The following is a 24,145-nucleotide window of genomic DNA, read 5'->3' on the forward strand; positions in this document are numbered from 1 at the left end:
CAGACTCCACGATCAGTTGGTCGCAACAGGCTTGCGAAGGAACAGCACCAGCGGGCTCACCACGAGCATCGCCATCAGCAAAATCTTGAATTGGCCCATCACCGCGATGAATGCGGCCTGGTGGCTGACCAGGTGATTGAGTCCTTCCAGTTGCGGCAGCGTGGGCAGGGTCGCGAGGCGATAAGGCGTCAGGTGGCTGACCATCGCCGAGTGCATCGCCTGGGTGTTGTTGTAGAAATAGATCTGCACCACCGCGACGCCGAGGGTGCTGCCGTACACGCGCATCAGGTTGAAGAAACCGTTGGCTTCCGGGCGCAATGCCGGGTCGAGAGTGCTGAACGCGGTTTTGCTCAGCGCCGGCATCAGGATGCCGAGCCCTGCGCCCTGAATCGCGCCGATCACGGCCACGGGCGTCCAGTCCATCAGCGGCGAATAGCCGAGCATCAGCCAGTTGGCATACGCCACCAGAGCAACGCCAAGGGCGACGAACCAGCGTGGGTCGAAGCGCGCGGGCAATCGGCCCATCAGCAGGAACGCGCCGATCAGTCCCGCACCGCGCGGGACGGTCAGCAGGCCGGTGGTGTCTGGCGGGTAGCCGAGGATTTCGTCGAGCATCGGCGAGGTCAGGGCCATGGTCGACAGCAGCACGAAACCGAGGGCGAAAAACATGATTGTCGACAGCACATAGTTGCGGTCGCGCAGCAGCCCTTTGCTGAGGAAGTGGCTGTTGGCGGTCAGCCGATGCACGACGAACAGGTACAGGCCGAGGGCGCAGGCCAGCGCTTCGATCCAGATTTCCGGTGAGTCGAACCAGTCCAGACGCTCGCCACGGTCGAGGAGCATTTGCAGGCCGATCATGCCGAGGGTGAACGTGCCGACACCAAAGAAATCGAACGGCGGGCGCTTGTCGGCCTTTTTCTCGGCGAGCAGCAACGTGACGATCAGCAGGATGTAAGCGGTCAGCGGCAGGCTGAGGTAGAACATCGGGCGCCAGTCGAAATACTCGCAGATCAAACCGCCGATGCTCGGGGCGCTGACAATGCCAAACAGCACGATGGCGGTCCATTGCGCGCCGAATTTCAGGCGTTTGGCCGGCGCCAGGGTTTCCATGGCAATCGCCATCGACAATGGCGCCAATACGCCGCTGGCCGCGCCTTGCAGGATGCGTGCGCTGATGAATTGCAGCGGCGTCTCGGCCAGTGTGCACAGCCATAAACCCAAGGCGAAGGCCTGCAAGGCGAGCTGATAAACGCGCTTGATCCCGAAGCGCCCGGCAAGCCACTGCGCAAGCGGCAGGGTGATCGCGCTGGCGGCCAGGTAAGAAGTGAAGACCCAGCCAGCCTGATCGTCGCTCATCGACAGGCTGCCCTGAATCAGGCGCAGCGCTGCGTTGGGCAACGGCAGGTTGGCCGATTGCATATAAGTTGCGAGCAGCACCACGAGCCTCAGCGAGCGCGCGTTGCTGTCCGCCGAAGAAGTGGCGTTCATCAGAAGGCTCCCGCGCTGAGCAGCGATTTCAGCGGATGCCACCAAGGCGTGCGGTAGGCGGTATCGACCTTGACCGTGGCGCTGGTGCCTGAGAACAGCTGCAGGCTTGGATCGGGCTCGTCCAGCTCAAGCCGAACCGGTACGCGCTGCACAACCTTGACCCAGTTGCCGGTAGCGTTTTCCGGTGGCAACAGGGCGAAATCGGAGCCGGCGCCGGGACTCATGCTAGTAACGTGGGCCTTGAAGACGCGGCCGGGATAGGTGTCGATGGCGATCGTCGCGGCCTGGCCCGGCCGCATGTGCGTGACCTGGGTTTCGCGGAAGTTGGCTTCGATCCAGATCTCCCGGTCGGAGATCAACGCAAAGGCCGGCGCGCCATTGTTGACGTAGTTGCCGACCTGCAAGTCGTCGACCTTGGCGACGATACCGTCGTCCGGCGCGGTGACGGTGGCGTATGACAGGTACAACTGCGCTTCGTCGAGCTGGGCCTGGGCTTCGCGCACAATGGGGTGGCTGTCAGCGGCGATGTCGGGATTGCCATTGAGGGCGACGACGGTGCTGGCGATCTGTTGTTCGACCGAAGTGATGCGTTGGCGGGCGATTTTGAGGTCGGTTTCGGCGCGCTCATAAATGGCGCGTGACACGAACTCGGTAGCGATCAGGGCTTTTTTACGAGCGAATTCTTTCTGATCGAAATCCGCTGATTCCTTGGCTGACTGCAACTCAGCCTGCTGCTGGCGATAGCTGGCCTTGAGGCCATCGATGCGCAGGCGTGCATTGCTCAACTGCGCTTCGGCGCGGTCGACGGCGATCTGCAACGGCTTGGGGTCGATGCGAAACAGCACCTGGCCCTTGCGCACGGGTTGATTGTCCTCAACCGCAATCTCGACCACTTGCCCGGAAATCCGCGCATTGATCGAGGCTTTGGCGACGCGGGCATAGGCGTTGTCGGTGGAGACAAAAGCCTGGTTCGCCGAGTAATAGGCGTAACCGGCAGCAGCGAAGAGGGCGGGGACGCCGATCATCAGCCACGGTCGCAATTGTTCCTTGAGCGGTTTCTTGCGCGGTGCGCCGAGCAGCTCGGACGCGGGGTATTCCATTGCGGGTGTTGCTGAAAGATCGAGTGGCTTGGTCATGATCGAATGCACCTTTAACCGGGTCGGGCCTGGGACCGCGACATCAATAATCATTAGGAGAAATCAAACCTGTGCGCGGAGGGGAGGATCACTCCCGCTGCCGCTGTTTCGTCGTCGCCACACCCGATACGAGCTCCGCTACAACAAACCTGCCGATCAAGGAATTTCTGGTTCCTTAATTTTGTGCGATGGTGTAAGAATATGCTTCAGGCAAACCCAGTCAAGGAATTTATACGAGATGGCACAAAATAAAGTGAGCGAAAGTAAAGGACGAGGCCGTCCGCGCGCCTACGATCCGCAAACCGCGCTGGCGAAGGCTTTGGGGGTGTTCTGGAGCACTGGTTATTCCGGCGCGTCACTGGACAGCATCGCCAGTGCCGCCGGAATGAACCGCCCCAGTCTGTACGCGGCGTTCGGCGATAAACACGCGCTGTACATCAAGGCGCTTGAGCAATATTGGGAAACTGCCTCGGCGGCGATGCAGCAGGCGCTGTCCGACACCAGCCTGACGTTGGAGCAGGCCCTGACCGGCTTCTATGAAGGCCAATTGGCGATCTATTTTTCCGGCGACGGCCAGCCTCGCGGCTGTTTCGCGATTGGCACGGCGACCACTGAAGCGGTGGAAGATCCACAAATTCGCGATGTGTTGGCGGATCGCCTGAGCCGTCTGGATGCCGATCTCCAGGCACGCTTGCAAACGGCAATCGATAGTGGCGAACTGCAAGCCGATGCTGATCCCGCTGCGCTGGCGGTACTGGCATCGTCCTTGCTGCACAGCATCTCGATCCGCGCGCGGGCCGGTAAATCCCGCGATGAACTGAGCGGGTTGGCGCGCAGTGCGATCAAGGTGTTCTGCGGTTGAACGCAGTGAGCGGGGAAGGATTGCAGGATATTCTTGCCGAAGGGCTGGATGTGGTGTTCTGCGGAATCAATCCGGGGCTGCTTGCGGCGGCTGAGGGGCACCACTTTGCCGGACGCGGCAACCGCTTCTGGCGCACTTTGCATCTGGCCGGGTTCACGCCGCATGAGGTGCAGCCGGAGGATGATCGATCAATTCTGCAATTTGGCTGTGGACTGACGGCAGTGGTTGATCGGCCGACAGCGCGGGCGGATCAACTGTCAGTGGCGGAGTTCACCGCCGCGGCTGCGGATTTCGAAAGCAAGATCGCCCGTCATGCGCCGTGCGTCGTGGCGTTTCTCGGTAAAGCCGCGTATGCCGGGTTATCAGGGCAGAAGGACGTGGCGTGGGGGCCGCAGGCGCAGACGTTCGGCAACGCGGCCGTCTGGGTGTTGCCCAACCCCAGTGGGCGCAATCGAGCGTTCACGCTTGAGCAGTTGGTGGACGCCTATCAAAAACTGCATGCGGCGACCTTCAAGCTTTAGCGCAAGCCGCCGACAACCATCGTCTGCCATTTCAGATTCGGCTAACGCTACTTCAACCAGGTCTCCACCACCCGCCGATCCAGCTCTTCCCAATCGGCCATGCCCAATACCCGCGTGGTATTCAGCCCGCGCAAGTAACCGCGCAGTTGATTGGCGACCTCGCGTGCCTCTTCGGCATCGAGGGCGTTCTTGCGCAGGGCGGTTTCGTAGTCGACAAGGTAATCAGCCACCCGCTCGCGGAATTCGGGAAGGACGGCGTCGCGGATCAGGTCAAAAGTTCTCAATCAGGGACCTCTCAGTGTTGTTTTATTAGTTGTCATTGAGTGTGCATCAGTCTGCGATGCGCGCAACTATCGCTAGAAGTAATAGTGACCATCACGAAACGCAAGTTTTGCTTTGCGTCCGATAGGCGGAAAATCGCATTCATCGAAACGCAGCTCAAGGAATTTGCGCGATGAACACATTAATCCGACTGGCTGTAGTTGCCCTGTTGATGGGTGGGGTGGGGATTACCGCACCGGCCTATGCGGATGATGCGCAATCGTGCCATTTCCTGCCGCTTGGCAGCAGCAGCGCGGTATTACGCCATTCGCAAAAGGTCGGCGTGCTCTATAGCGAAAACACGCTGGACAACCTGCAATACCTTGAGCGCTACCACGACGTAGCGGTGAACGGCGCAAAAGATGCGCTTGATCCGCGGATTCGTGCGGCGTTCGTCAACAGCTCCGATCCGGAACTGGCGATCGACTGGCTGGTGAATTCGCTGCAGCAGCAGTTTCTGTCGGTGACGGTCTACGACAACCTCGATGAGCTGTTGCAGGCGCATCCGGATGTGGTGGTGAAACTGGACACGTTCAATCGCCTGTTGACCCAGCGTAACAGCCTGGTGGAGGCGCGATTCGCCGCCCGATTCTACGACGCCGACCTGCAATACATCGGCAAGGCTGAAGGTGCGATAGAGAAACAAATGCCTTCGGTCTGGGTGCACAACAAGGCAGCACCGGCGATTGCCGCGCAGATCGAGCAGCAGCGTGACCTGCAACTCAATGCCTTGAAGCAGTTTGATAATTCGTTGAAAGCCTTGGTGAGAGCCGGCTGATTGACTCCTAAAGAATGGCAGCGGCGGCGCCCGTGACGTTGAACCGTTGCCCAATGAACCGATTTTTTGTTTTCAGGATTTCACCCATGCGTAATTTGTTTTTGCCTGCCCTGGCTGTCGCTGCCTTGTCACTCGTCGGCTGTACCTCGACGCCGAATAACCCGACCATGACCTTGCAGACCAGCAAAACCCCGGCCCAGTACGCGGATTGCGTCGTGCCGAAGTTGCAGGGCAGCGCGATGGCCCCGACCGTTTCGCAGACCCAGCGCAGCTACCGCATCGTGGTCCCGAGCAAAATCTCGGCGGACAACGTGCTGGAAGCCTACAAGGCTGGCACCGGCGGCAAGGTGTTTATCTATGACCGCCACCTGCTGGCCTCGAACCTGGTGCCATCGAATTTTGAGCGTGCGGCCCAGGACTGCATCTGATTCCGGCGTTCAAACGTATTAACTGAGCTCCTTTGGTTGGCCGCAACCAACCAATTTTTTGCCCCGCGCCCCATTCGGTCGCGGGGCTTTTTTTTACTTGCGAGCTAGGATTGATGCAATCGACGGAGGCTCTGACCTTTATGAGGACGATTGCCATGCAAACTGACAAGCCGGAAATCGACGCTGCGGCGCTGATCGATGCACGAATCGCAGAATTGAACGATTGGCGCGGCGCCACGCTGAGTGAAATCCGCAAGGTCATGCATCAGGCCGACCCGGACGTGGTGGAGGAGTGGAAGTGGCGGGGCGTACCGGTTTGGTCGCATGGCGGGATCATCTGCACCGGCGAGACCTACAAGGCAGCGGTGAAAATGACCTTTGCCAAGGGCGCTGCGCTGGCTGATCCGTCGGGGCTGTTCAACGCCAGTCTTGAGGGCAACACCCGGCGGGCAATTGATTTTCACGAGGGCGACAAGGTCGATGCTAAGGCCTTGAAGGCGCTGATTCTGGAGGCGATTGCGCTGAATACTTCGAAGTAAATGCCGGTCTCAGGAATAACTGGCTGTTTTAAAACAAATTTTTTTCACATTGGGCTTCCCAGATTGAAGAAATGTTGTTAAATTGCCGCCCACGCTTACACAGCACGTTACGCAGTGTGAGTTATAGGGGCGTCGCCAAGCGGTAAGGCAGCAGGTTTTGATCCTGCCATGCGTTGGTTCAAATCCAGCCGCCCCTGCCATATTCAAGAAACGCCAGTCTGAAAGGACTGGCGTTTTTTTATGCCCGTTTTTCGACTATTAACCAGGCTTTTCTAAATATCGATCATTCGGGTTACTGACGCGCCCAGCTCATCCTGAAAGTCGCGCAGCTTTTCTGTCTTCGCAGCATCAAATCGATCGCCGCACTCATTGATCGTCGCGACGAAAGAACTCAACGCGGGATTGTTGGCAATCAACATTTCCTTGGCCGCGATATGGCGCAATAAAGAGTTGCAAAGCGCCATGCCCTGAGGGGTCTTACCCTGATAAACGATAACGGTCGTTTCGTTCGATTCCAGGCGAACGTAGCGTATGTGTTGATCGTAGTCGTGGAATCGCGGGTGATACCAATCCTCAATGCTGGAGGGCAGGGGGTATTTCAAGCGATTGGGGTCGATACTTCCCCATATGGTGTTGGTCTTCTTGGAGTTGCAGTCGGTACACGCAACTGCCAGATTCCAGAAGTGAAGCGAGAACTGCGCGTATGAGGCTTTTGGCAATACATGCTCAATGGGGCGTGCATACGCCGTATTAACCAGCCAGCGTCGGCAGTAACAGCAGCGGTTCCCTTGTTGCTTGACCAACTGATCACGCAACGCTGCCTTGAGTTGGGAGGCAGTAGCAATGTCGCCGTCTTCTGGGTTCAGCGCCTCAAGTAACGTCCAGCCATCTGCCAGACCTTTTCTTGTTTTACGGAACAGCCTGTGCACCAGATCACGTGTTTCTGCACGAAGCTTTTTGGTTCGGTGCGGGCGTGCCAGATACTCGGCGAGTTCTCTGCGTAAACGTATATGGATTGCGTCGCCAGGGACTGAAGTTGTCATGGCGTCATAATCTCTCGTACAGCCGCGATAGCTTTGTCGACAAGGGACCGGTCAGATGCGGCGCCATGAACGATGGTTTCATCCAGGCTCTCTTTGAGAGACTCAAGTTCGGCCAAAAACTGGTTTTCATCGGCCCATATCTGGCCCTGCTCATCCGAATCACCCACGACCCTGGAGATAATTTCCGCGCAGCGCTCCTGTATATGGTGGGTGTAAGGCGTATAGGTCTGGAAACCTTCGAACAAACTTGCTTCTACAGATTTTCGCTCAGACGCTTTTAGCTCCTTGAGGCGACCTTTTTTCATCACGAAGCAATGGTCGTAAACATTGCTGGCTGAGGCGATGACGATGGGGGAGTGAGTGGCGACCACAAATGAGCAACCGAGAACCTTGGAAAACTCTCGCAGAACATGTGGGAGCTGACGTTGCCAGGCCACATGCAGGCTGATCTCTGGTTCATCCAGAAGCACAGTGGTGTCGCGCTGAACGTTGGCGACGATTTTGATCACCATTGTGAGAATCTGTTGTTCGCCCGAACTCAAGGTATCGAAAACCACAATTTCGGGGGAGTTATTGCGTATGACCGCGATTTTGTAGGCGCCTTTTTTGAGATTGCTGCTTACTGTCGAGCTGAGTTGGGAGAGCGGGTGGATGTCGGCCAGTATCCGCTCCAGATGATCTGAAGTGGACTTCATGGCGAGGGGCACCAGATATTGTTTTCGCTGAAAGCCCAATCTATCCATTGCCGTTTCAAAACAGCTGAGGCGGATAGGGTCGTCGAAAATCTCCTTGACCATGTCCCCCAACTCGCCAAGCAAGCGGCGCATGTTTGGCCCGTTGTGGAAATTACGGGCACCGGCATAGGTGAAATGTGATTTGAGAGGTTCAGATCGCGCTGATCTTTCGAATCTGTCGGTGGTGCCGAATGAGACACCGAAGCTGAAGCGTCCCTGCAAGGCAAGTGCTGTCGCGACGTCTCGCAATGCAAGGCTCTTGCCTGAACCGTTGTCTCCTATCAGATAGACCGATTGTCCTCGGGCATCCGGGCGAATTCTCGCCAGGATCTGATCGATTTTGACCTCCGCACGCCAGGCTTTGTCCTGGTATTGCGCTACGTAATCCTCGGCACGCAACGAAAAGCCTTTTTCCTGCATCTGGTCTCGGTTGACGAAGCGAAGAAAGCCAGGGATCTGGGCCTTGTCCTTATCTAGGGCTTCTTCAATGAACGTGATGACCCGCCTTGGGGCGCCTGATTCTTCCAGAATCGCCTGTGAGATCGGGAGTCCTTCAGTCCAGGCTCGTAGAAATGATCCAACCAACGACGCGCTGCTAAGCACTTCGTCCGTTTCCGGGTTCAGGCGTAATTGCCTTACGTCTATCTGGGCGACGTGATACGGATAGTCGAGGAAAGGAGGGCCGAAATACCAAAGGCTGAACCGACCTTCGCCTTTTGCCGTAAAGCTGGTGAAATCGATGACTGCTCTTAATTCGTGATGGACGACGAGTTCGCGGCGCAGGTGTTCATTCTTTTTAAATGGGCGCCGGTCTTTAGTCGCAATGACCACGAGCATAGGGGGATGGCCGCTGCGACGGGCATCCACTAATCCTTGGAGCTTGCTTTCGTTCAAGAACATCATCGGTGTGTCGTCATAGGCAGCTCGATTGATATCGAGGCTTTTATCGAACAACCACAGGTTGAATATTCTTTCACTTGCAGCCTTGCCCTCAAAAGGAATGTCACGCGCCGCAAGCCTTAGGTTGCGAAGAAAGCGCAGACGATCATTTAGCTTTTGAGGTAGATCGTTTTTACGATGATCGAAGTGGATATCTGCACGTTCCGCCATGCCCGTCCGCGTGAATATCTCACCCGTACCGGGTTGCCCTTCAGCGACTCCGCCGAAGAGACGAACCAGGGGCTCGGCATATCTGGCGACAAGTTCATTATGTTTTTGCTTGGTGGGTATTAAACGTGTGAACAATCTGTAAAAGATGACATCCAGTACATGCTTTCGTTCATCCTGATCCAGTTCAAGCAATTCATGCATGAGCATGCCGGCTATACGCCGGATAGCGATCGCCATTACACCTACTCCGCGAGTTACCCCTGTCCAGGCGCAACCCATTGCATGTGCCAGCAGTTGTCTCAGGTGATCAAGCTGATCCTCAGTCTTGTAAGGGTCGCCGTTATTCAGGATGTCTGAAATTAGTTCATCCAGTTCAGACGCTTGCAAAGACTGCAGGTAAGCGTGCGTACGGGACTCGCTTTGCAGTATCCATGCGCCGAGCAACACGTAAGCTACATCCTCAAGCTCCTCCTCAGCTACACCACTGTTTTTTGATTGCCTTGCAAGCTCACGACAAATCCGTTCTGCGCGAAGCACCCCCTCCGAAAGCATGTTTTTCTCCTTGAATCCTGCCAAATCAACATTCGAGCGCACCAATAGTGGCGTCGGGTCATCATTCTGATATTACCCGAGCAACTGCGACTCGTCAGTGTGGCGTTCGTTAGGGGCGTCCGGGTGTTGTAAACTGCCGACGCGAAAAAACACGCGTAGGCACCCCTTAAATTCCTTTGACCAGAGAGCCCAATGGCAAACCAAGACATCACCTTCACCCCAGACCCTGACGCAGACTCCATTTCTTCCGACGTTGTCGGTTTCGGCGGCATTCTGGTTTCGACGCAGATCCCGACCCGTGCCGACGGCAGCTTGGAGCTGGGCGATGTCACGCTGCAAAGCGAATGCACCCTGCAAGCGCTGAAAGTCGCGCTGGAGAAGGCCGGCAGTTCGATGGATCGGGTCATGCACCTGACCATCTACCTCACCGACATGGCCGACCGCGCCGCGTTCAACGAAGTCTACAAACGCTTCTTCGCCAAACCATGGCCAGTTCGCGCAGCGGTTGGCGTGGCTTCCCTGGCCGTCGAAGGCATGCGCGTGGAAGTCACCGCCATGGCCGCCAAAGCCTGACCTGACACCCAAAACCCTGTGGGAGCTGGCTTGCCAGCGATGACGATGTGTCAGTCAATATTGATGTTGCATGTGCCGACGCTATCGCTGGCAAGCCAGCTCCCACAGGGAATGGGGTGTCCCTAAGGGCGGGGCATCCGCCACTTGGCAGCACGGGCGTGCCGGTTTGGCGTTTCGCGGCTACAATGCGCGCCTCAACCGTGACAGTCTGACTAAAAAAATATATGTCCTTGCCCAAGCATCATCTGGAACTGCTCAGCCCTGCCCGCGACGTGGCGATTGCCCGTGAGGCGATCCTGCATGGCGCCGACGCCGTGTACATCGGTGGCCCGAGCTTTGGCGCGCGCCACAATGCCTGTAACGAAGTGAGCGAGATCGCCGATCTGGTCGAATTCGCCCGTCGTTACCATGCGCGGATTTTCACCACCATCAACACCATCCTGCACGACAACGAACTGGAGCCGGCACGCAAGCTGATCCATCAGTTGTACGACGCTGGCGTCGATGCGCTGATCGTCCAGGATCTTGGGGTGATGGAGCTGGACATTCCGCCCATCGAGCTGCACGCGAGTACCCAGACCGATATCCGCACGCTTGAGCGGGCCAAGTTCCTCGATCAGGCCGGTTTCTCGCAACTGGTGCTGGCCCGTGAGCTGAACCTCCAGGAAATCCGCGCCATCGCCGATGAAACCGACGCCGCCGTCGAGTTCTTCATTCACGGCGCGCTGTGCGTGGCGTTCTCCGGTCAGTGCAACATCTCCCACGCGCAGACCGGCCGCAGTGCCAACCGTGGCGACTGCTCGCAAGCCTGCCGCTTGCCGTACACGCTCAAAGACGAGCAGGGCGGCGTGATCGCCTATGAAAAACACCTGCTGTCGATGAAAGACAACAATCAGAGCGCCAACATCCGCGCCCTGGTCGAGGCCGGTGTGCGTTCGTTCAAGATCGAAGGTCGCTACAAGGACATGGGCTATGTGAAGAACATCACCGCCTATTACCGCCAGCGCCTCGACGATGTGCTTGAAGATCGCCCGGACCTGGCTCGCGCTTCCAGCGGCCGCACCGCGCATTTCTTCCTGCCCGACCCGGAAAAGACTTTCCATCGCGGCAGCACCGATTACTTCGTCACCGACCGCAAGATCGACATCGGCGCCTTCGATTCACCGACGTTCACCGGCTTGCCGGTGGGTGTGGTCGAGAAAGTCGCCAAGCGTGACATGCTGGTGGTGACCCAGGAGCCGCTGTCCAACGGCGACGGGCTCAACGTGCTGGTCAAGCGTGAAGTGGTGGGTTTCCGCGCCAACATCGCCGAGCCGAAAGGCGAGTTCGAAGAAGACGGCGAGAAGCGCTATCGCTATCGCGTCGAGCCGAACGAGATGCCTGAAGGTATGTACAAGCTGCGCCCGAATCATCCGCTGAACCGCAACCTCGATCACAACTGGCAGCAGGCCCTGCAAAAGACCTCCGCCGAGCGTCGTGTGGCCCTGAGCTGGGTTGCCCGTTTGCGGGAAGATCAGCTGGAAGTGACTGCCACCAGCGAAGAAGGGATCAAGGCCAGCGTCACCCTGAACGGCCCGTTTGGCGTTGCCAACAAGCCGGAGCAGGCGCTGGAACAGTTGCAGGATCTGCTGGGCCAACTCGGCACCACGCAGTATCACGCCACCGACATCAAGCTCGATGCGCCGCAGGCCTACTTCATCCCGAATTCGCAGCTCAAGACTTTGCGCCGCGAAGTGATTGAAGCCCTGACCGCCGCACGGATCGCCGCGCACCCGCGTGGCAGCCGTAAAGCCGAGACCACGCCGCCTCCGGTGTACCCGGAATCGCACCTGTCGTTCCTGGCCAACGTCTACAACCAGAAGGCCCGCGACTTCTATCACCGCCACGGCGTGAAGCTGATCGACGCTGCGTACGAAGCTCACGAAGAATCGGGCGAAGTGCCGGTGATGATCACCAAGCACTGCCTGCGCTTCTCGTTCAACCTGTGCCCGAAACAGGCCAAGGGTGTGACCGGCGTGCGCACCAAGGTTGCACCGATGCAGCTGATTCACGGTGACGAAGTGCTGACCCTGAAGTTCGACTGCAAGCCTTGCGAGATGCACATCATCGGCAAGATGAAAGGCCACATTCTCAACCTGCCGCAACTGGGCAGCGTGGTTGGCCACATCAGCCCCGAAGACCTGATGAAAACCATCCCGCGCGCACCACACTGAGTGACGGGCGGGCGTGATCCTACGGGGTCACGCTCGCCTGCTCAGGCTCTCGGTCCGCCAGTTCTTCGAGCAAATCGGCTGACGGTACAAAGAACAGCCCCCCGGTGACTGCCGTGCTGAAATCCAGCAAACGGTCGTAGTTGCCGACGGGTTTGCCAACGAACATATTCTCCAGCATCAGCTCGATCGGTTCCGGCGAGCGCGCATAACCAATGAAATAAGTACCGAACTCACCAGCCCCGGGCTTGCCGAAGGGCATGTTGTCGCGGAGGATTTTCACTTCCTTGCCGTCCTTGGTAATCGTCGTCAACGAACTGTGCGAGCAGCTCGGCTTGACCGCATCATCAAGCTCGATGTCCGCCAGTTTGGTGCGCCCGATCACCCGTTCCTGAGCTTCGACGGTCAGCGCATTCCACGCATCCATCTTGTGCAGATACTTCTGCACCAGCACGTAACTACCAGCGGCAAACTCCTGATCTTCGTCACCCACCAGCGTGAAGTCGCCAATCTTGCGTCCGACCGGGTTTTCCGTGCCATCGACAAAACCGATGATGCTGCGCATGTCGAAGTAGCGGAAACCCTGGACCTCATCGACCACCGCGACGGCATCGCCGAGGGCGGCCATCAATTGCGTTGCCAGTTCGAAACACAGGTCCATCTGCTCGGCGCGAATGTGCAGCAGGATGTCCCCCGGGGTGGAAATCGCCTGACGCCCGGCAACGCCGAATTCACGAAACGCATGCAACGCTGCCGGACGCGGGTTACCAAATAGCGCATCCCAGGCACTCGAACCGAACCCGCAGATGCACGACAGATTGCCGTCAGGCACGCGTTTGCCGACCGAGCGGGTGAGGGCGGCGATGTCGCCGCACCAGCCACGTACCTGACTGGCGGAATCGCTGCCTGGCGCCAGCGTCAAGACCATGAAGATCGCGCTGCGGGTGATTGGATTACCGATCGCTTGCGGCTCAGGTGTCCGGGTGTCCATTGCTGAGGTCATAAACAGTTCCATGGTTGCGTGACTAAGGTCGGCCGCCATTATGAAACCAAATCCCGCTTGATCGATATCTCAGAAGCGACTCAGTCGATAGGGCGCCAGTTCGGGCAGTCCGGGCAATGTCGGGGTGGTTGGCGACGAGGCCAGTTGCGCAATCAGTTCGGCGGTCACCGCTGCCTGCGTCAACCCCAGATGTTGATGGCCGAACGCGAGCAACACCTTGCCGTCGCAGACCCGGTCGATGATCGGCAGCGAGTCGGGCAATGACGGGCGAAAACCCATCCACGGCGTCGCCCCTTCAGCGCTCAAGTCATGCCGGAACAAGCCCTTGCTCAGCCGATGCAACTGCCACGCACGCTCCATCACCGGCGGGCGTTCCAGTCCGGCGAATTCGACGGTGCCAGCCAGCCGCAGGCCGTCAGCCATCGGCGTCATGATGAACTTGCGTTCAAACGAGGTGACGGCGAACGGCAGACGCTGTTGTTCATGGGGCAGCATCAAGTGATAACCGCGCTCGGTGTCCAGCGGCACCTGTTTGCCGGTCAGCGCCGCTGTGAGCTTCGCCGAGTGCGCGCCGCAGGCGATCAGCACCTGACTCGCGGTGAACCGGCCTTGATCGGTATGCAAAGACACGCAGTGCGCCTGCAACTGCCCGCCGAGAACCTGCTGCTTCAAGAACTGCACACCGCTGGCCTTGGCAGCTTCAACCAGTTCACAGACCACCCGATAAGGGTCGAGAAAATGCCCGGTGCGCGGGAAGAACAAGCCTCCCTGAATCTGCTCGCTGAGTTGCGGCGCCTGATCGCGCACAGCGTTGGCCGCCCAGAAATCCACTGACACCTGTTGCTGACGCATGCGTGCCTGCAAGGCTTCGATGGCCTGCCGCGAGTCCGTGCGTTCGAACACCAGTAACGAGCCGTCCTCCTTGAGCAGGCCGGGGTGGGCGATGCTTTGCAGCAATCGCTGCCAGGCTTGCAGGCTGCCTTCGTTGAGCGCTCGCAGGCCGGCGACCGTGCGCTGGAACGGCGCCGGGCGCAGATTCAGCAACAGCCGCGTGAACCACGGCAAGGCGCGGGGCATGTACTTCCAGTCCAGGCGCAACGGGCCCATCGGGTCCATGAGCATGGCTGGCAAGCGTTTGAGGATCGACAGGTCGGCAATCGGAAACACCTGCTCGGTTGCCAGATGCCCGGCATTGCCGAACGAGGCGCCGTGGCCGGGCTCGTCGCGGTCGATGACCACCACCCGGCGTCCTTGCCGGGCCAGTTGCAGCGCGCAGGCGACGCCGATAATACCTGCGCCGATCACCGCGACATCGGCGCTGTCCTGATTGAGGTTGTCAGGCATGTTCTAGGCTTCCCTCTGGCCGTCGAGCAAGCGCCGCAACAGCAGCGGATTGGCCTGTTTCAATGCAGAGGGCAGCAAACTGTCGGGGAAATCCTGATAGCACACCGGACGCAGGAAACGCAGGATCGCCGCCGTGCCGACCGAGGTCGTGCGCGAATCCGAAGTCGCCGGAAACGGCCCGCCATGCACCATCGCATCACACACTTCGACCCCGGTAGGCCAGCCGTTGACCAGCAGCCGGCCAGCCTTGCGCTCCAGCGTGGGCAACAAGGCCCGAGCGTTTGGCAAATCCTGCTGATCAAGGTGCAGCGTCGCCGTCAGTTGGCCTTCGAGGTGTTCGGTGACCTGAAGGATTTCAGCGTCGCTGGCGCACTGCACGATCAACGAGGCGGCACCGAACATTTCCCCTTGCAGACGCTGATCGGCGAGAAAGTCCTGCGCCTGGGTAACGAATAACTGTGCCCGACATTGGTTCGGGCCTTCGCCCGGCAGACCGCTCGCCACGACCTGAGCGCGAGGATTTTCCGCCAGCAAACCGGTGGCGGTTTGATAAGCGCTAAAGATCCCCGGCGTCAGCATGGTTTGCGCCGGACTGCGGCGGATCAGCTCGGCGGCGCTGTCGATAAAGCGCTCCAGCGCCGGGCCCTGACGGGCGATCAGCAATCCGGGATTGGTGCAGAACTGTCCGGCGCCCTGGGTCAGCGAGGCAACAAAGCCTTGCGCCAGCGCATCGCCACGCTGCGACAGAGCTTCGGGAAACAGGTACACCGGATTGATCGAACTCATTTCCGCATACACCGGAATTGGCTCCCGACGCGACTGCGCCGCTTTGCACAACGCTGTGCCGCCACTGCGCGAACCGGTGAAGCCCACGGCTTTGATGCGCGGATCGCAAACCAGCGCAATCCCGACTTCGCGGCCCGAACCGAACAGCAACGAAAACACGCCCTCGGGCAAATCACATTTCTTCACCGCATTCGCCACTGCACGACCGACCAGTTCACTGGTGCCGGGATGGGCGCTGTGGGCCTTGACGATCACCGGGCAACCGGCGGCCAGCGCCGACGCGGTATCGCCGCCAGCAACGGAAAACGCCAGCGGAAAATTGCTCGCGCCAAACACCGCCACTGGCCCCAGCGGAATCTGACGCTGACGCAGATCTGCGCGTGGCAGCGGCTGGCGTTGCGGCTGGGCATTGTCGACGCGTACGTCCAGCCATTCGCCGGCGCGGACGGTGCGGGCGAAGGTGCGTAATTGCTGGCAAGTGCGTCCGCGCTCCCCCTGGATGCGCGGGCGCGGCAGGCCGGTTTCGGCCACGGCGCGGTCGATCAGTTCATCGCCGAGTTTTTCTATTTCCCCGGCAATGGATTCAAGAAAATCCGCGCGGGCCGCCAGTGTGGTTTCGCGATATTGATCCAGCGCGGCCCAGGCCAAGACGCAGGCCTGCTCGACATGCTCCGCGCTGCCGCCGGCATAGGACGGTTCCAGCGCTTCGTCAGTGGCCGGGTTGATCGCCCGGATCGCTTCGCGGCTGCCGGTTATGGCTTGGCCGCCGATCAGCATGTTGCCTGTCAGAGTCATGGTGCTTCCTGATAAATAAAGTGAGGCCCCGCCGCTTTCACCAGAGTTACAAAGCACGCGGGGCTTGAAGCAGCGGTCAGGCGACGTTCTGTTCGGCGGACCAGTTTTTGTACCACTGGCGGAACAGCGTGTATTGAGTCTCGGCGTAACGGCGCTGAGCATCGCTGAGCGCATCACTGGCGTTGAAGTGCAGGGCGTATTGTTTGTCGCCGTTGAGCACCATCAGATGCTTGTAATAGAGCACCAGGTCGCAGCCTTCATCGAACGACGACAGCACCGCCAGCGCGGCTTCCAGTTCTCGCGCCAGACGCCGGGCCTTGGCATCGCCCTTGGCCGCTTGCTTGCTCAACGCCACCAATTGCAGAACTTCGCGGGGCAGGGCGTTGCCAATTCCGGTGATCGCGCCAGTGGCGTTGCAGTTGACGAAACCGTGCACCACCTGCGTATCGACACCGACCATCAGGGTTACGGCGTCGTCCTGCGAGGTGATATTTTCAGCGGCGTAACGCAGATCGGCAGCGCCACCGAATTCCTTGAAACCGATCAGGTTCGGGTACTCACGGCGCAGTTCGAAGAACAGGTCGGCGCGGGTGGCGAAACCGTAATAAGGACTGTTATAGATCACCGCCGGCAGACCCGGCGCGGCTTGCAGAATCGCTGCGAAGTGGGCCTTTTGCGCGGTGGCCGAAGCGCCACGGGACAGCACGCGAGGAATCACCATCAAACCGTGCGCGCCAACTTTCGCCGCGTGTGCTGCGTGGGCCACCGCTTCACGACTGTTGACGGCGCCAGTGCCGACGATGGTCGGCACGCCAGCCGCGACCAGACGTGCCACGCCTTCCTGACGCTCGGCTTCGGTCAGCAGCGGCCAGTCGCCCATCGAACCGCAGTAAACGACGGCGCTCATGCCGATATCGATCAGCTCACGGCCCTTGGCGACCAGTGCGTCGAAGTCAGGTTTGCGATCCGGGGTGCACGGGGTCATCAGTGCAGGGATGCAGCCAGTGAAGATGTTGTCGCTCATTGTTTTGATTCCTTGGGACATTGATTCAGAGGTAAGTGGATCGCCGGGCGCTCAGATGCCCCAGGCGAAAGGGTCCTGTTCGTCGATCAGCAAGGTGGCGTCGGCGGTCATGTAGGCGCGGCCAGTGATGAACGGGCGCACGCGCTCGCCTTCCCATTCGAAGCGGCCTTCGAACTGGCTGCCGGTGATGCTCGCCTGGGTCCAGATCTGCCCTTCGGCGAGTTTGCCGTCGGCCGCCAGACACGCGAGTTTGGCGCTGGTGCCAGTGCCGCAAGGGGAGCGGTCGTAGGCTTTGCCCGGGCACATGACGAAGTTGCGGCTGTCAGCCTGATGGTCATCGCCGAACAGTTCGACGTGGTCGATCAATGCGCCGTCCTCGCCATGAATGCCTTGGGCTTCGAGTGCCTTGAGCATCGCCCAGGTGTAATCGGTGAGGGCGTCGACGTTGTCCATGGTCAGCGTCTGGCCGTGCTCGGAGACGAGGAAAAACCAGTTGCCGCCCCAAGCGATATCGCCAAGCACGCGACCGTATCCCGGCACTTCGACCGGCACCTGTTTGCGGTAACGATAGGCCGGCACATTGCACAGAGTGACGGCGCCGTCAGCGTCCAGCGTGGCGGTGACCGGGCCCACCGGCGTATCGATCTTGTGTACGCCGGGGTCGATAAGACCCAGGTGATGCAGCGAATTGACCAGACCGATGGTGCCGTGGCCACACATGCCGAGGTAGCCGGCGTTGTTGAAGAAGATCACCCCGCACGTCGCGTCCGGCGACACCGGCTCGCAATACAACGCGCCGACCAGCACATCGTTGCCACGGGGTTCCAACAGGCAGGCGCGGCGCCATTTGTCGTGATGCTCGCGCAAGGCATCGCGCTTGTCGGCGATGCTGTTGCCGGGCAAGTCCGGGAAGCCTTTCATCACCAGGCGCGTGGGTTCGCCGCCGGTATGGGAATCGATGATGTGAACTCGTTTCATGGAATGGTCCATTGAGTGAGATTGAGGGCCGAAGTCAGGCATGTGCGCCGGCTGGACGCTGGTCGTTGGCGCTGGAAGTAGACGATTCGGCGGCTTCGCTTTCGTCGTCCTCGGTTTCCAGACGGATCAGGTGCGCCGGTACGCCTGTGGCCGCGCCCCAGTAGTAAATGCCCATGGCGCAGAGCGCGACGATCACTGTGTCGAAGGGATGGCTGAGGACGCCGATACCGCCGAAGCTGCCGAGTTTCGACAATACGATGGTCACCGCGTAGAAGCCGATCAGCCACGCCGAGGAGCGCACCTGTTGGCCGAGATTGAGGTGTTGGGTCGGCACAAATCGGCCGCACAGCAGGTAGACGACAAACATCAGAATTTGCAGACCGAGCAGCCACGACACGGTGTTCCAGCCCGACCAGTAGACGATCAGCGCAGCGATGATGAACGACAGCGGCCCGAGCACGCTCATGCCCTTGACCCGGAACGGACGCGGCATGTCCGGCGCATTGCGGCGTAGCGCGGCAACCGTCACTGGCGCCACGGCGTAACTCAGCACCAGCGCGGCGGACACCACGTTGATCAGCGCTTCCCACGACGGGAACGGCAGGGTCCAGAACACCGACAGACCGAATGTCAGCCACAGCGCCGGGCGCGGGATGCCGGACTTTTCATCGATGCGGGTGAAAATCTTGAAGAACGTGCCGGTCTGCGCCCAGCCGTAAATCACTCGTGGGGTGGCGTTCATGTAGATGTTGCCGCAGCCGCTGGGCGAGATCACCGCGTCAGCGACCACCAGATATGCCAACCAGCCTATGCCCAGCGCCAGTGCGATGTCGCGATAGGGCAAAGCCAGTTCCTTGGCGACGCCGGCCCAGCCGTTGGCGAGCATTTCGGTGGGGATGCCGCCGAGGAAAGCCACTTGCAGCAGCACATAAATCGCGGTGGAAAGCAGCACCGACAGGATCAGCGCAATCGGAATCGTGCGTTGTGGATTCTTCACTTCACTGGCCACCGAAATGATCGGCGTCAGGCCCAGATACGCGAAGATCACCCCGCCAGCAGACACCGCCATTTCAATGCCCGACAGCCCGAACGGCGCAAAGCCATGCACCTCGAAGTTGGCCGGTTTGAAGAAGGTGAACAGCACGCCGATGACCAGCAGCGGCACGATGAACTTGAACACGCTGACCAGATTGTTGGCCATGGCGAAGGTCTTGACGCTGCGGTAGTTGAGCAGGAAAAACACGCAGAGCAGAGCGAATTGCACGAGCCAGCCGAGGGTCGTCGGATCGCTGGAACCGACCTTGGTCAGCTCGGGAAACCACGCGGCGGCATATTGCCGGGAAGCGACCACTTCAATCGCCACCAGACTGGAAAACGCGATCAGCGTGATGAAGCCCATCAGGTAGCCGAGCAGCGGCCCGTGGGAATACACCGGGTAACGCACCACACCACCGGCACGCGGCAATGCAGCGCCCAACTCGCAATAAACAATGCCCAGCAACAACACGGCGAAACCGCCCAACAGCCAGGAGAAGATCCCCGCCGGACCGGCAATCGCGGAGACGTGACTGGCCGCAAACAGCCAGCCGAAACCGAAGATCGCGCCCAGTCCGATAAACGTCAGGTCTATCAGTGAGAGCTGTTTTTTGAACTTGCCTTGGCCTGTCATAGCGTCGCCTTTTTTTGGGTTATTGGAGGGGCGTGCAGTGGCCATACAGTGAACCGATCAAATCAGCCGCGATTGATGTTTTTTGCCGGCATCGATGACGAAATCAGCACAATTGCCAAGCGCGAACGCCCGGCTCGACAGGCTGTCGGCCATCGTGCAATCTGCGCAGCAGGTGAACCGCAGAGTGGGAAGTCAGCGTCATGACGCAGAACGCATTTGCAATCCTCTGTCAGCAAGACGAGGCGAATCAGCCGCAAACTCTCGAAGATTTGCTGGCGGGCATGGCGCTGCTGTTACCGATGCTCGACGTCATCCCCAACGCGGCGATCTTCATCAAGGATGTGCAGGCGCGTTACGTCCTGGCCAACCGCACGCTGGTGCAGCGCTGCGGTTTAAAAGACTTGCGACCGCTGTTGGGAAAGACCAGCGCCGAGGTATTCCCGGCGCAATTAGGGCCGGGTTACACCGAACAGGATCGGCGGGTTCTGGAGGAAGGATTGATTCTGGATGATCAACTGGAGCTGCACTTGTACGGCAGTCGCGAGCCCGGTTGGTGCCTGACGCACAAACGGCCGCTATACAATCGCAACCACGAAATCATCGGTCTGGCAGGCATTTCGGTCGATCTGCAAACAGCCAGCGAAACCCATCCGGCCTATCAGCGGCTGGCTGCCGTGGACGAGTACATTCGCGCGCATTTCAACCGCCGCGTCACGCTCGGTGAACTGACGCGCATCGCCGGTATTTCAGTGGCGCAACTGGAGCGCTACTGCAAGCGGGTATTCCATCTGACGCCACGGCAGATGATCCAGAAGGTACGTCTGGAACACGCGCATCGGCTGTTGCACAGCGAAATCCCGATTACCGAAGTGGCGCTGCAATGCGGGTATACCGATCACAGCGCCTTCACCCGGCAGTTCAAGGCCTCGACCGGGTTCACCCCGCGCCAGTATCGGCAGGCGACGGGGCATTAGAACGCTTACGCCTTGACCCAGCGTTGCCGGCTCCAGGCACTCAGCGAATCGACCCCGAGCACCAGCACCAGCATCGCCAGAATCACCGTGCTGGCCTGCGCTTCCTGAAACAGGCTGAGACTTACATACAACATTTGCCCAAGACCACCGGCACCAACAAAACCCAGCACGCTGGCCATGCGGATGTTGTTTTCCCAGCGGTACAGGACGTAGGCGAGCAACTGCGGGGCGAGGTTGGGCAGCGTGCCGTAGCAGAACGCCAACACCGGATTGCCGCCCTGCAAACGGATGGCTTCTGCAGGTTCGGGCGGAGTGTTTTCCAGTGCTTCGGCAAATAACCGACCGAGCACGCCAGTGGTGTGCAACGCCAGAGCGAGCGTGCCGGCATTCGGGCCGAGGCCGGCCGCAAGCACCATCAGCGCCGCCCACACCAGTTCCGGAATCGCGCGCAGGCCATTCAGTAGCAACCGCGAAGCACTTTGCAGCGGCCAACCAAATCGGCCAGCGGCGGGCAGGGCCAAGAGGATGCCGACCACGGCGGCGAGCAGGGTGCCGAGGGTCGACATGGCCAGGGTTTCCATCGAACCATGCAGTATCGCTTGCAGGTGCGTCGAACTCAGATCCGGGCTGAGAAAACGCTGCGCATAAACCCCCATTTGCTTGAGACTGGCGGCGCTGCCCAACTCACCAAGGTCGAGACCCAGATAGGCAAACGAGGCGATGACCGCTGCGCCGATCCCGGCGATCAGCAACAGATTGAGCAGACGGTTCATGTCAGCCTCCAGCGCAGCAGGCGGCTGAGTTGATCGGCGCCGAGCACCAGAATCAGGAAGGTCAGCAACATGCTGGCGACCTCACCGCTGGCGAACATGCGTAGCGACAGATCGATCTGCTGCCCCAAACCACCAGCGCCGACGAACCCCATCACCACCGAAGCGCGGATCGCACATTCCCAGCGATAGACCGTGTACGACAGCAGTTCCGCCGCGACATTGGGCAGGATGCCGTAGGCGAAACTTGCCAGCCGACCGCTGCCAGCCTGCATCAATGCGTGTGCCGGACGCTGGTCGGTCGATTCGAAAATCTCCGCGTAAACCTTGCCGAGCATGCCGCTGTAAGTGATGGCGATGGCCAACACACCTGCCGCTGGCCCGAGGCCGACCGCGCGCACGAACAGCAGCGCCCAAACGATTTCCGGCACGCTGCGCAGGAAAATCAGCAAGCCGCGAACCGGCCAGCGCAGCAGGCGACCAACACGGCTGGGAACACCGCTTCTCGATGCAGCGGAGAGCGACAAGGCGCGACTGGCAATCAGACTGGCCGGCACCGCCAACAGCAGCGCCAAGGCCATGCCCGCCGTGGCTATGGCTAAAGTTTGCAGGGTGGCTGTCCACAGCAGCCGAAGAAACTCGCCGTCGTGCGCCGGAGGCCAGAACCCCGCGACGAAGCTGCCCATGGCGCTGCGGCTGTCAGCCTGAAACAACACGCCGAGGTTCAACTCGCTGAGCTGGATTCCCGGCCATAACAAGGCAATCGCCAATAAGGTCAGCAGCAAGCGTGGCCCGGCAGCCGGGTCGCGTGAATCAGCGCTCAGCATCGCGGAATCTGCACGATCAGTGGCGTGGCCGGGTTCACCGGACTTTGCAGTTGTTCGTTGGCATACAGCGCATCGAGCATTTCGCGGCTGACTTTGTCGGAGGGGCTATCGAAGAGGATTTGCCCGTCGCGCAGGCCGATGATCCGTGGAAAGTGCGACAGCGCCAGCTCCACTGCGTGCAGGCTCGCCACTAGCGTGACGTTATGCTCGCGGGCATGCCGCGACAGAATCGATAGCGTATGCCCGGCCAGCACCGGGTCCATTGCTGATACCGGTTCATCGGCCAGCAGAATTTCCGGCGCCTGATACAGCACGCGAGCAATGCCGACGCGCTGTAATTGCCCACCGGACAGTTGCTGGCAATAAGCGAACAATTTGTCGCCCAGGTCCAGACGTGCCAACGCCGCACGGGCGCCGGGGATGTCCAGCGGGTGCAACAGATTCAGCAGACTTTTACCCAGGCTCCACTGGCCGAGTTTGCCGGCCAGTACGGCGGTGACCACGCGCTGACGCGGAGGCAGCGGCGGCGCCTGATGCACCAGACCAATCCGCGCACGCAGGCGTTGTCGCTGGTGCGCAGACAACGTCCAGGCGTTGTGTCCCAGTACGTCAATCTCGCCACTGCTGGGCCGCAATGCGGTGGCCAGCAGATTCAGCAGACTCGATTTACCGGCCCCTGAAGGCCCGATGATCGCCACCTGTTCGCCAGCGCCAATCTGCAAATCCACACCGCGCAGGGCGTGGACTCCATTGGCGTGGCGCAGGCTGCCTTGTTTGAGGCTCAGTGTCATTTCAGCAGATCGGCAGCGCGGGCGGCTTCCTCGATACCCTTGTAGTTATCCGGGCTGGTTTCGATGAAGCGGCTGGCCGCTTGCAGATCAAGAATCTTCTTCTGCTCCGGGTTGGCCGGGTCAAGCGCCAGGAAGGCTTTTTTGATCTTCGCCTGAAGTGCCGGATCAAGCGTGCCACGCACGGTCCAGTTGTAATCGAAGTAGGCCGGAGTGGTAGCGAAAACCTTGACCTTGTTGGTGTCGACCTTGCCGGCGTCCACCAGTTTTTGCCAGACGCTGGCGTTCAGCACCCCGGCATCGACCTTGCCGGCCTGAACCCAGGCCACGGTGGCATCGTGAGCGCCGGAGTAGGCGACCTTGCTGAAGTAGGCTTCTGGTTTGATGTTGTCGTTTTTCAGCATGAAGTAACGCGGCATAAGGCTGCCGGAAGTCGACGACACCGAGCCGAAAGCAAAGGTTTTGCCTTTGAGGTCAGCGAGGCTTTTCACGTTTGGGTCGGCGGTGATGAATTTACTGGTGAACTGCGCATCCTGCTCACGCTGCACCAGCGGGATCACCGGAGTGGTGGCATCGGTCTTCAAACGGGCCTGAACAAAAGTGAAGCCGCCCAGCCACGCCATATCGAGACGATCCGTGGCCAGCGCTTCAACCACTGCCGGGTAATCGGCAACCGGGACGAACTGCACCTTCATGCCCAATTGCTGTTCCAGATAAGCACCCAGTGGCTCGAACTTGCGCAGCAACTCGGTCGGTGCTTCATCGGGGATAGCGCTGACCCGCAAGACATCGGCGGCCTGCGCCATCAGAGCAGAAAAAGACAGGGCCAGGCCTGCGGTCAGTGCCAGGGATCGTTTGAGCATGGAATTCTCCGTTTCATGAGCGTCACATT

Annotated in this window: 23 protein-coding genes and 1 tRNA gene; 9 read left to right on the forward strand and 15 right to left on the reverse strand. The window is 59.7% G+C overall.

Translation table 11 applies throughout. The features are described 5' to 3' along the window. Positions 1–12: 12 nt before the first annotated feature. On the reverse strand, positions 13–1,488 hold the full coding sequence (locus ACIOZM_RS02280; RefSeq protein ID WP_401209038.1) for an MDR family MFS transporter: 1,476 nt from the start codon (positions 1,486–1,488) through the stop codon (positions 13–15). Continuing rightward, positions 1,488–2,624 (reverse strand): HlyD family secretion protein, encoded by a 1,137-nt coding sequence (locus ACIOZM_RS02285; RefSeq protein WP_401209041.1) that lies wholly within the window; start codon positions 2,622–2,624, stop codon positions 1,488–1,490. Before ACIOZM_RS02285 ends, ACIOZM_RS02280 begins: the two co-directional genes overlap by 1 nt. A gap of 238 nt (positions 2,625–2,862) precedes the next feature. Here ACIOZM_RS02285 and ACIOZM_RS02290 point away from each other — a divergent pair, with 238 nt between their 5' ends. Both ACIOZM_RS02290 and mug read left to right on the forward strand, forming a co-directional pair. Then, a complete protein-coding gene (locus ACIOZM_RS02290; protein WP_401209044.1) occupies positions 2,863–3,486 on the forward strand; it encodes a TetR/AcrR family transcriptional regulator in 624 nt (207 codons plus the stop codon). A gap of 5 nt (positions 3,487–3,491) precedes the next feature. Beyond that, positions 3,492–4,007 carry a G/U mismatch-specific DNA glycosylase gene (mug, locus tag ACIOZM_RS02295; RefSeq protein ID WP_401209260.1) on the forward strand — a complete coding sequence of 172 codons (516 nt, stop codon included), beginning with the start codon at positions 3,492–3,494 and terminating at the stop codon, positions 4,005–4,007. 47 nt (positions 4,008–4,054) lie between these two features. Here the strand turns inward: mug and ACIOZM_RS02300 are convergent, their stop codons facing one another. Then, positions 4,055–4,291 (reverse strand): hypothetical protein, encoded by a 237-nt coding sequence (locus tag ACIOZM_RS02300; RefSeq protein WP_401209048.1) that lies wholly within the window; start codon positions 4,289–4,291, stop codon positions 4,055–4,057. Between the two features lie 170 nt (positions 4,292–4,461). Here ACIOZM_RS02300 and ACIOZM_RS02305 point away from each other — a divergent pair, with 170 nt between their 5' ends. The 4 genes from ACIOZM_RS02305 to ACIOZM_RS02320 all read left to right on the forward strand — a co-directional run bounded on the left by ACIOZM_RS02305 (position 4,462) and on the right by ACIOZM_RS02320 (position 6,273). After that, positions 4,462–5,106 (forward strand): ATPase, encoded by a 645-nt coding sequence (locus tag ACIOZM_RS02305; RefSeq protein WP_401209050.1) that lies wholly within the window; start codon positions 4,462–4,464, stop codon positions 5,104–5,106. A gap of 86 nt (positions 5,107–5,192) precedes the next feature. Next, positions 5,193–5,534 (forward strand): hypothetical protein, encoded by a 342-nt coding sequence (locus tag ACIOZM_RS02310; RefSeq protein ID WP_401209052.1) that lies wholly within the window; start codon positions 5,193–5,195, stop codon positions 5,532–5,534. Between the two features lie 155 nt (positions 5,535–5,689). Continuing rightward, a complete protein-coding gene (locus tag ACIOZM_RS02315) occupies positions 5,690–6,073 on the forward strand; it encodes a DUF1801 domain-containing protein (protein WP_401209055.1) in 384 nt (127 codons plus the stop codon). A gap of 125 nt (positions 6,074–6,198) precedes the next feature. Beyond that, positions 6,199–6,273, forward strand: a tRNA-Gln gene (locus ACIOZM_RS02320). Positions 6,274–6,345: 72 nt separating this feature from the next. Here ACIOZM_RS02320 and ACIOZM_RS02325 read toward each other — a convergent pair. Further along, positions 6,346–7,116 carry an HNH endonuclease gene (locus ACIOZM_RS02325; protein ID WP_401209058.1) on the reverse strand — a complete coding sequence of 257 codons (771 nt, stop codon included), beginning with the start codon at positions 7,114–7,116 and terminating at the stop codon, positions 6,346–6,348. Then, positions 7,113–9,512 (reverse strand): AAA family ATPase, encoded by a 2,400-nt coding sequence (locus ACIOZM_RS02330; RefSeq protein WP_401209061.1) that lies wholly within the window; start codon positions 9,510–9,512, stop codon positions 7,113–7,115. The genes ACIOZM_RS02325 and ACIOZM_RS02330 overlap by 4 nt, the downstream gene beginning before the upstream one ends. 192 nt (positions 9,513–9,704) lie before the next feature. Here ACIOZM_RS02330 and ACIOZM_RS02335 point away from each other — a divergent pair, with 192 nt between their 5' ends. Beyond that, positions 9,705–10,085 (forward strand): RidA family protein, encoded by a 381-nt coding sequence (locus ACIOZM_RS02335; protein WP_401209064.1) that lies wholly within the window; start codon positions 9,705–9,707, stop codon positions 10,083–10,085. A gap of 224 nt (positions 10,086–10,309) precedes the next feature. After that, on the forward strand, positions 10,310–12,298 hold the full coding sequence (locus ACIOZM_RS02340) for a U32 family peptidase (protein ID WP_401209066.1): 1,989 nt from the start codon (positions 10,310–10,312) through the stop codon (positions 12,296–12,298). Between the two features lie 19 nt (positions 12,299–12,317). Here the strand turns inward: ACIOZM_RS02340 and ACIOZM_RS02345 are convergent, their stop codons facing one another. The 6 genes from ACIOZM_RS02345 to ACIOZM_RS02370 all read right to left on the reverse strand — a co-directional run bounded on the left by ACIOZM_RS02345 (position 12,318) and on the right by ACIOZM_RS02370 (position 19,894). Beyond that, complete coding sequence (locus tag ACIOZM_RS02345; RefSeq protein WP_401209069.1) at positions 12,318–13,298, reverse strand: Dyp-type peroxidase; 981 nt, start codon at positions 13,296–13,298, stop codon at positions 12,318–12,320. A gap of 69 nt (positions 13,299–13,367) precedes the next feature. Further along, the gene (locus tag ACIOZM_RS02350) at positions 13,368–14,642 is read right to left on the reverse strand and encodes an FAD-dependent oxidoreductase (protein WP_401209071.1); all 1,275 of its coding nucleotides are present in this window, start codon (positions 14,640–14,642) and stop codon (positions 13,368–13,370) included. 3 nt (positions 14,643–14,645) lie between these two features. Continuing rightward, entirely contained in the window at positions 14,646–16,223 is a 1,578-nt protein-coding gene (locus ACIOZM_RS02355; RefSeq protein ID WP_401209074.1) for an aldehyde dehydrogenase (NADP(+)), read from the reverse strand. A 76-nt stretch (positions 16,224–16,299) separates the two neighbouring features. Continuing rightward, complete coding sequence (locus tag ACIOZM_RS02360) at positions 16,300–17,247, reverse strand: dihydrodipicolinate synthase family protein (RefSeq protein WP_401209077.1); 948 nt, start codon at positions 17,245–17,247, stop codon at positions 16,300–16,302. Positions 17,248–17,298: 51 nt separating this feature from the next. Next, positions 17,299–18,225, reverse strand: a complete 927-nt coding sequence (locus ACIOZM_RS02365; protein ID WP_401209080.1) for a 4-hydroxyproline epimerase — start codon at positions 18,223–18,225, stop codon at positions 17,299–17,301. Positions 18,226–18,259: 34 nt separating this feature from the next. After that, positions 18,260–19,894, reverse strand: a complete 1,635-nt coding sequence (locus ACIOZM_RS02370; RefSeq protein ID WP_401209082.1) for an APC family permease — start codon at positions 19,892–19,894, stop codon at positions 18,260–18,262. A gap of 200 nt (positions 19,895–20,094) precedes the next feature. On the opposite strand from ACIOZM_RS02370, the gene ACIOZM_RS02375 reads away from it, so the two are divergent. Continuing rightward, complete coding sequence (locus ACIOZM_RS02375) at positions 20,095–20,868, forward strand: helix-turn-helix domain-containing protein (protein WP_401209084.1); 774 nt, start codon at positions 20,095–20,097, stop codon at positions 20,866–20,868. 5 nt (positions 20,869–20,873) lie between these two features. Here ACIOZM_RS02375 and phnE read toward each other — a convergent pair whose 3' ends face one another. Genes phnE through ACIOZM_RS02395 form a run of 4 tightly spaced genes read right to left on the reverse strand, consistent with a single transcriptional unit; the run spans position 20,874 to position 24,116 of the window. After that, complete coding sequence (phnE, locus tag ACIOZM_RS02380) at positions 20,874–21,641, reverse strand: phosphonate ABC transporter, permease protein PhnE (RefSeq protein ID WP_401209087.1); 768 nt, start codon at positions 21,639–21,641, stop codon at positions 20,874–20,876. Further along, the gene (locus tag ACIOZM_RS02385) at positions 21,638–22,465 is read right to left on the reverse strand and encodes a PhnE/PtxC family ABC transporter permease (protein ID WP_401209089.1); all 828 of its coding nucleotides are present in this window, start codon (positions 22,463–22,465) and stop codon (positions 21,638–21,640) included. The genes phnE and ACIOZM_RS02385 overlap by 4 nt, the downstream gene beginning before the upstream one ends. Beyond that, positions 22,459–23,256 (reverse strand): phosphonate ABC transporter ATP-binding protein, encoded by a 798-nt coding sequence (locus tag ACIOZM_RS02390; protein ID WP_401209092.1) that lies wholly within the window; start codon positions 23,254–23,256, stop codon positions 22,459–22,461. The genes ACIOZM_RS02385 and ACIOZM_RS02390 overlap by 7 nt, the downstream gene beginning before the upstream one ends. Continuing rightward, positions 23,253–24,116, reverse strand: coding sequence for a putative selenate ABC transporter substrate-binding protein (locus ACIOZM_RS02395; protein WP_401209095.1), 864 nt, complete (start codon positions 24,114–24,116; stop codon positions 23,253–23,255). The genes ACIOZM_RS02390 and ACIOZM_RS02395 overlap by 4 nt, the downstream gene beginning before the upstream one ends. Positions 24,117–24,145: the final 29 nt, after the last annotated feature.

The sequence above is a fragment of the Pseudomonas sp. NPDC087346 genome, from assembly GCF_044744235.1.
Classification (GTDB): Bacteria; Pseudomonadota; Gammaproteobacteria; order Pseudomonadales; family Pseudomonadaceae; genus Aquipseudomonas.

Coding starts and splice junctions, on each gene's coding strand:
- ACIOZM_RS02360 (WP_401209077.1), bottom strand. CDS start 17,247: ATGAGCGACAACATCTTCACTGGCTGCATCCCTGCACTGATGACCCCG.
- ACIOZM_RS02305 (WP_401209050.1), top strand. CDS start 4,462: ATGAACACATTAATCCGACTGGCTGTAGTTGCCCTGTTGATGGGTGGG.
- ACIOZM_RS02385 (WP_401209089.1), bottom strand. CDS start 22,465: ATGCTGAGCGCTGATTCACGCGACCCGGCTGCCGGGCCACGCTTGCTG.
- ACIOZM_RS02390 (WP_401209092.1), bottom strand. CDS start 23,256: ATGACACTGAGCCTCAAACAAGGCAGCCTGCGCCACGCCAATGGAGTC.
- ACIOZM_RS02395 (WP_401209095.1), bottom strand. CDS start 24,116: ATGCTCAAACGATCCCTGGCACTGACCGCAGGCCTGGCCCTGTCTTTT.
- ACIOZM_RS02340 (WP_401209066.1), top strand. CDS start 10,310: ATGTCCTTGCCCAAGCATCATCTGGAACTGCTCAGCCCTGCCCGCGAC.
- ACIOZM_RS02290 (WP_401209044.1), top strand. CDS start 2,863: ATGGCACAAAATAAAGTGAGCGAAAGTAAAGGACGAGGCCGTCCGCGC.
- ACIOZM_RS02285 (WP_401209041.1), bottom strand. CDS start 2,624: ATGACCAAGCCACTCGATCTTTCAGCAACACCCGCAATGGAATACCCC.
- ACIOZM_RS02325 (WP_401209058.1), bottom strand. CDS start 7,116: ATGACAACTTCAGTCCCTGGCGACGCAATCCATATACGTTTACGCAGA.
- ACIOZM_RS02355 (WP_401209074.1), bottom strand. CDS start 16,223: ATGACTCTGACAGGCAACATGCTGATCGGCGGCCAAGCCATAACCGGC.
- ACIOZM_RS02345 (WP_401209069.1), bottom strand. CDS start 13,298: ATGACCTCAGCAATGGACACCCGGACACCTGAGCCGCAAGCGATCGGT.
- ACIOZM_RS02375 (WP_401209084.1), top strand. CDS start 20,095: ATGACGCAGAACGCATTTGCAATCCTCTGTCAGCAAGACGAGGCGAAT.
- ACIOZM_RS02280 (WP_401209038.1), bottom strand. CDS start 1,488: ATGAACGCCACTTCTTCGGCGGACAGCAACGCGCGCTCGCTGAGGCTC.
- ACIOZM_RS02370 (WP_401209082.1), bottom strand. CDS start 19,894: ATGACAGGCCAAGGCAAGTTCAAAAAACAGCTCTCACTGATAGACCTG.
- ACIOZM_RS02335 (WP_401209064.1), top strand. CDS start 9,705: ATGGCAAACCAAGACATCACCTTCACCCCAGACCCTGACGCAGACTCC.
- ACIOZM_RS02350 (WP_401209071.1), bottom strand. CDS start 14,642: ATGCCTGACAACCTCAATCAGGACAGCGCCGATGTCGCGGTGATCGGC.
- ACIOZM_RS02365 (WP_401209080.1), bottom strand. CDS start 18,225: ATGAAACGAGTTCACATCATCGATTCCCATACCGGCGGCGAACCCACG.
- ACIOZM_RS02315 (WP_401209055.1), top strand. CDS start 5,690: ATGCAAACTGACAAGCCGGAAATCGACGCTGCGGCGCTGATCGATGCA.
- phnE (WP_401209087.1), bottom strand. CDS start 21,641: ATGAACCGTCTGCTCAATCTGTTGCTGATCGCCGGGATCGGCGCAGCG.
- ACIOZM_RS02310 (WP_401209052.1), top strand. CDS start 5,193: ATGCGTAATTTGTTTTTGCCTGCCCTGGCTGTCGCTGCCTTGTCACTC.
- ACIOZM_RS02330 (WP_401209061.1), bottom strand. CDS start 9,512: ATGCTTTCGGAGGGGGTGCTTCGCGCAGAACGGATTTGTCGTGAGCTT.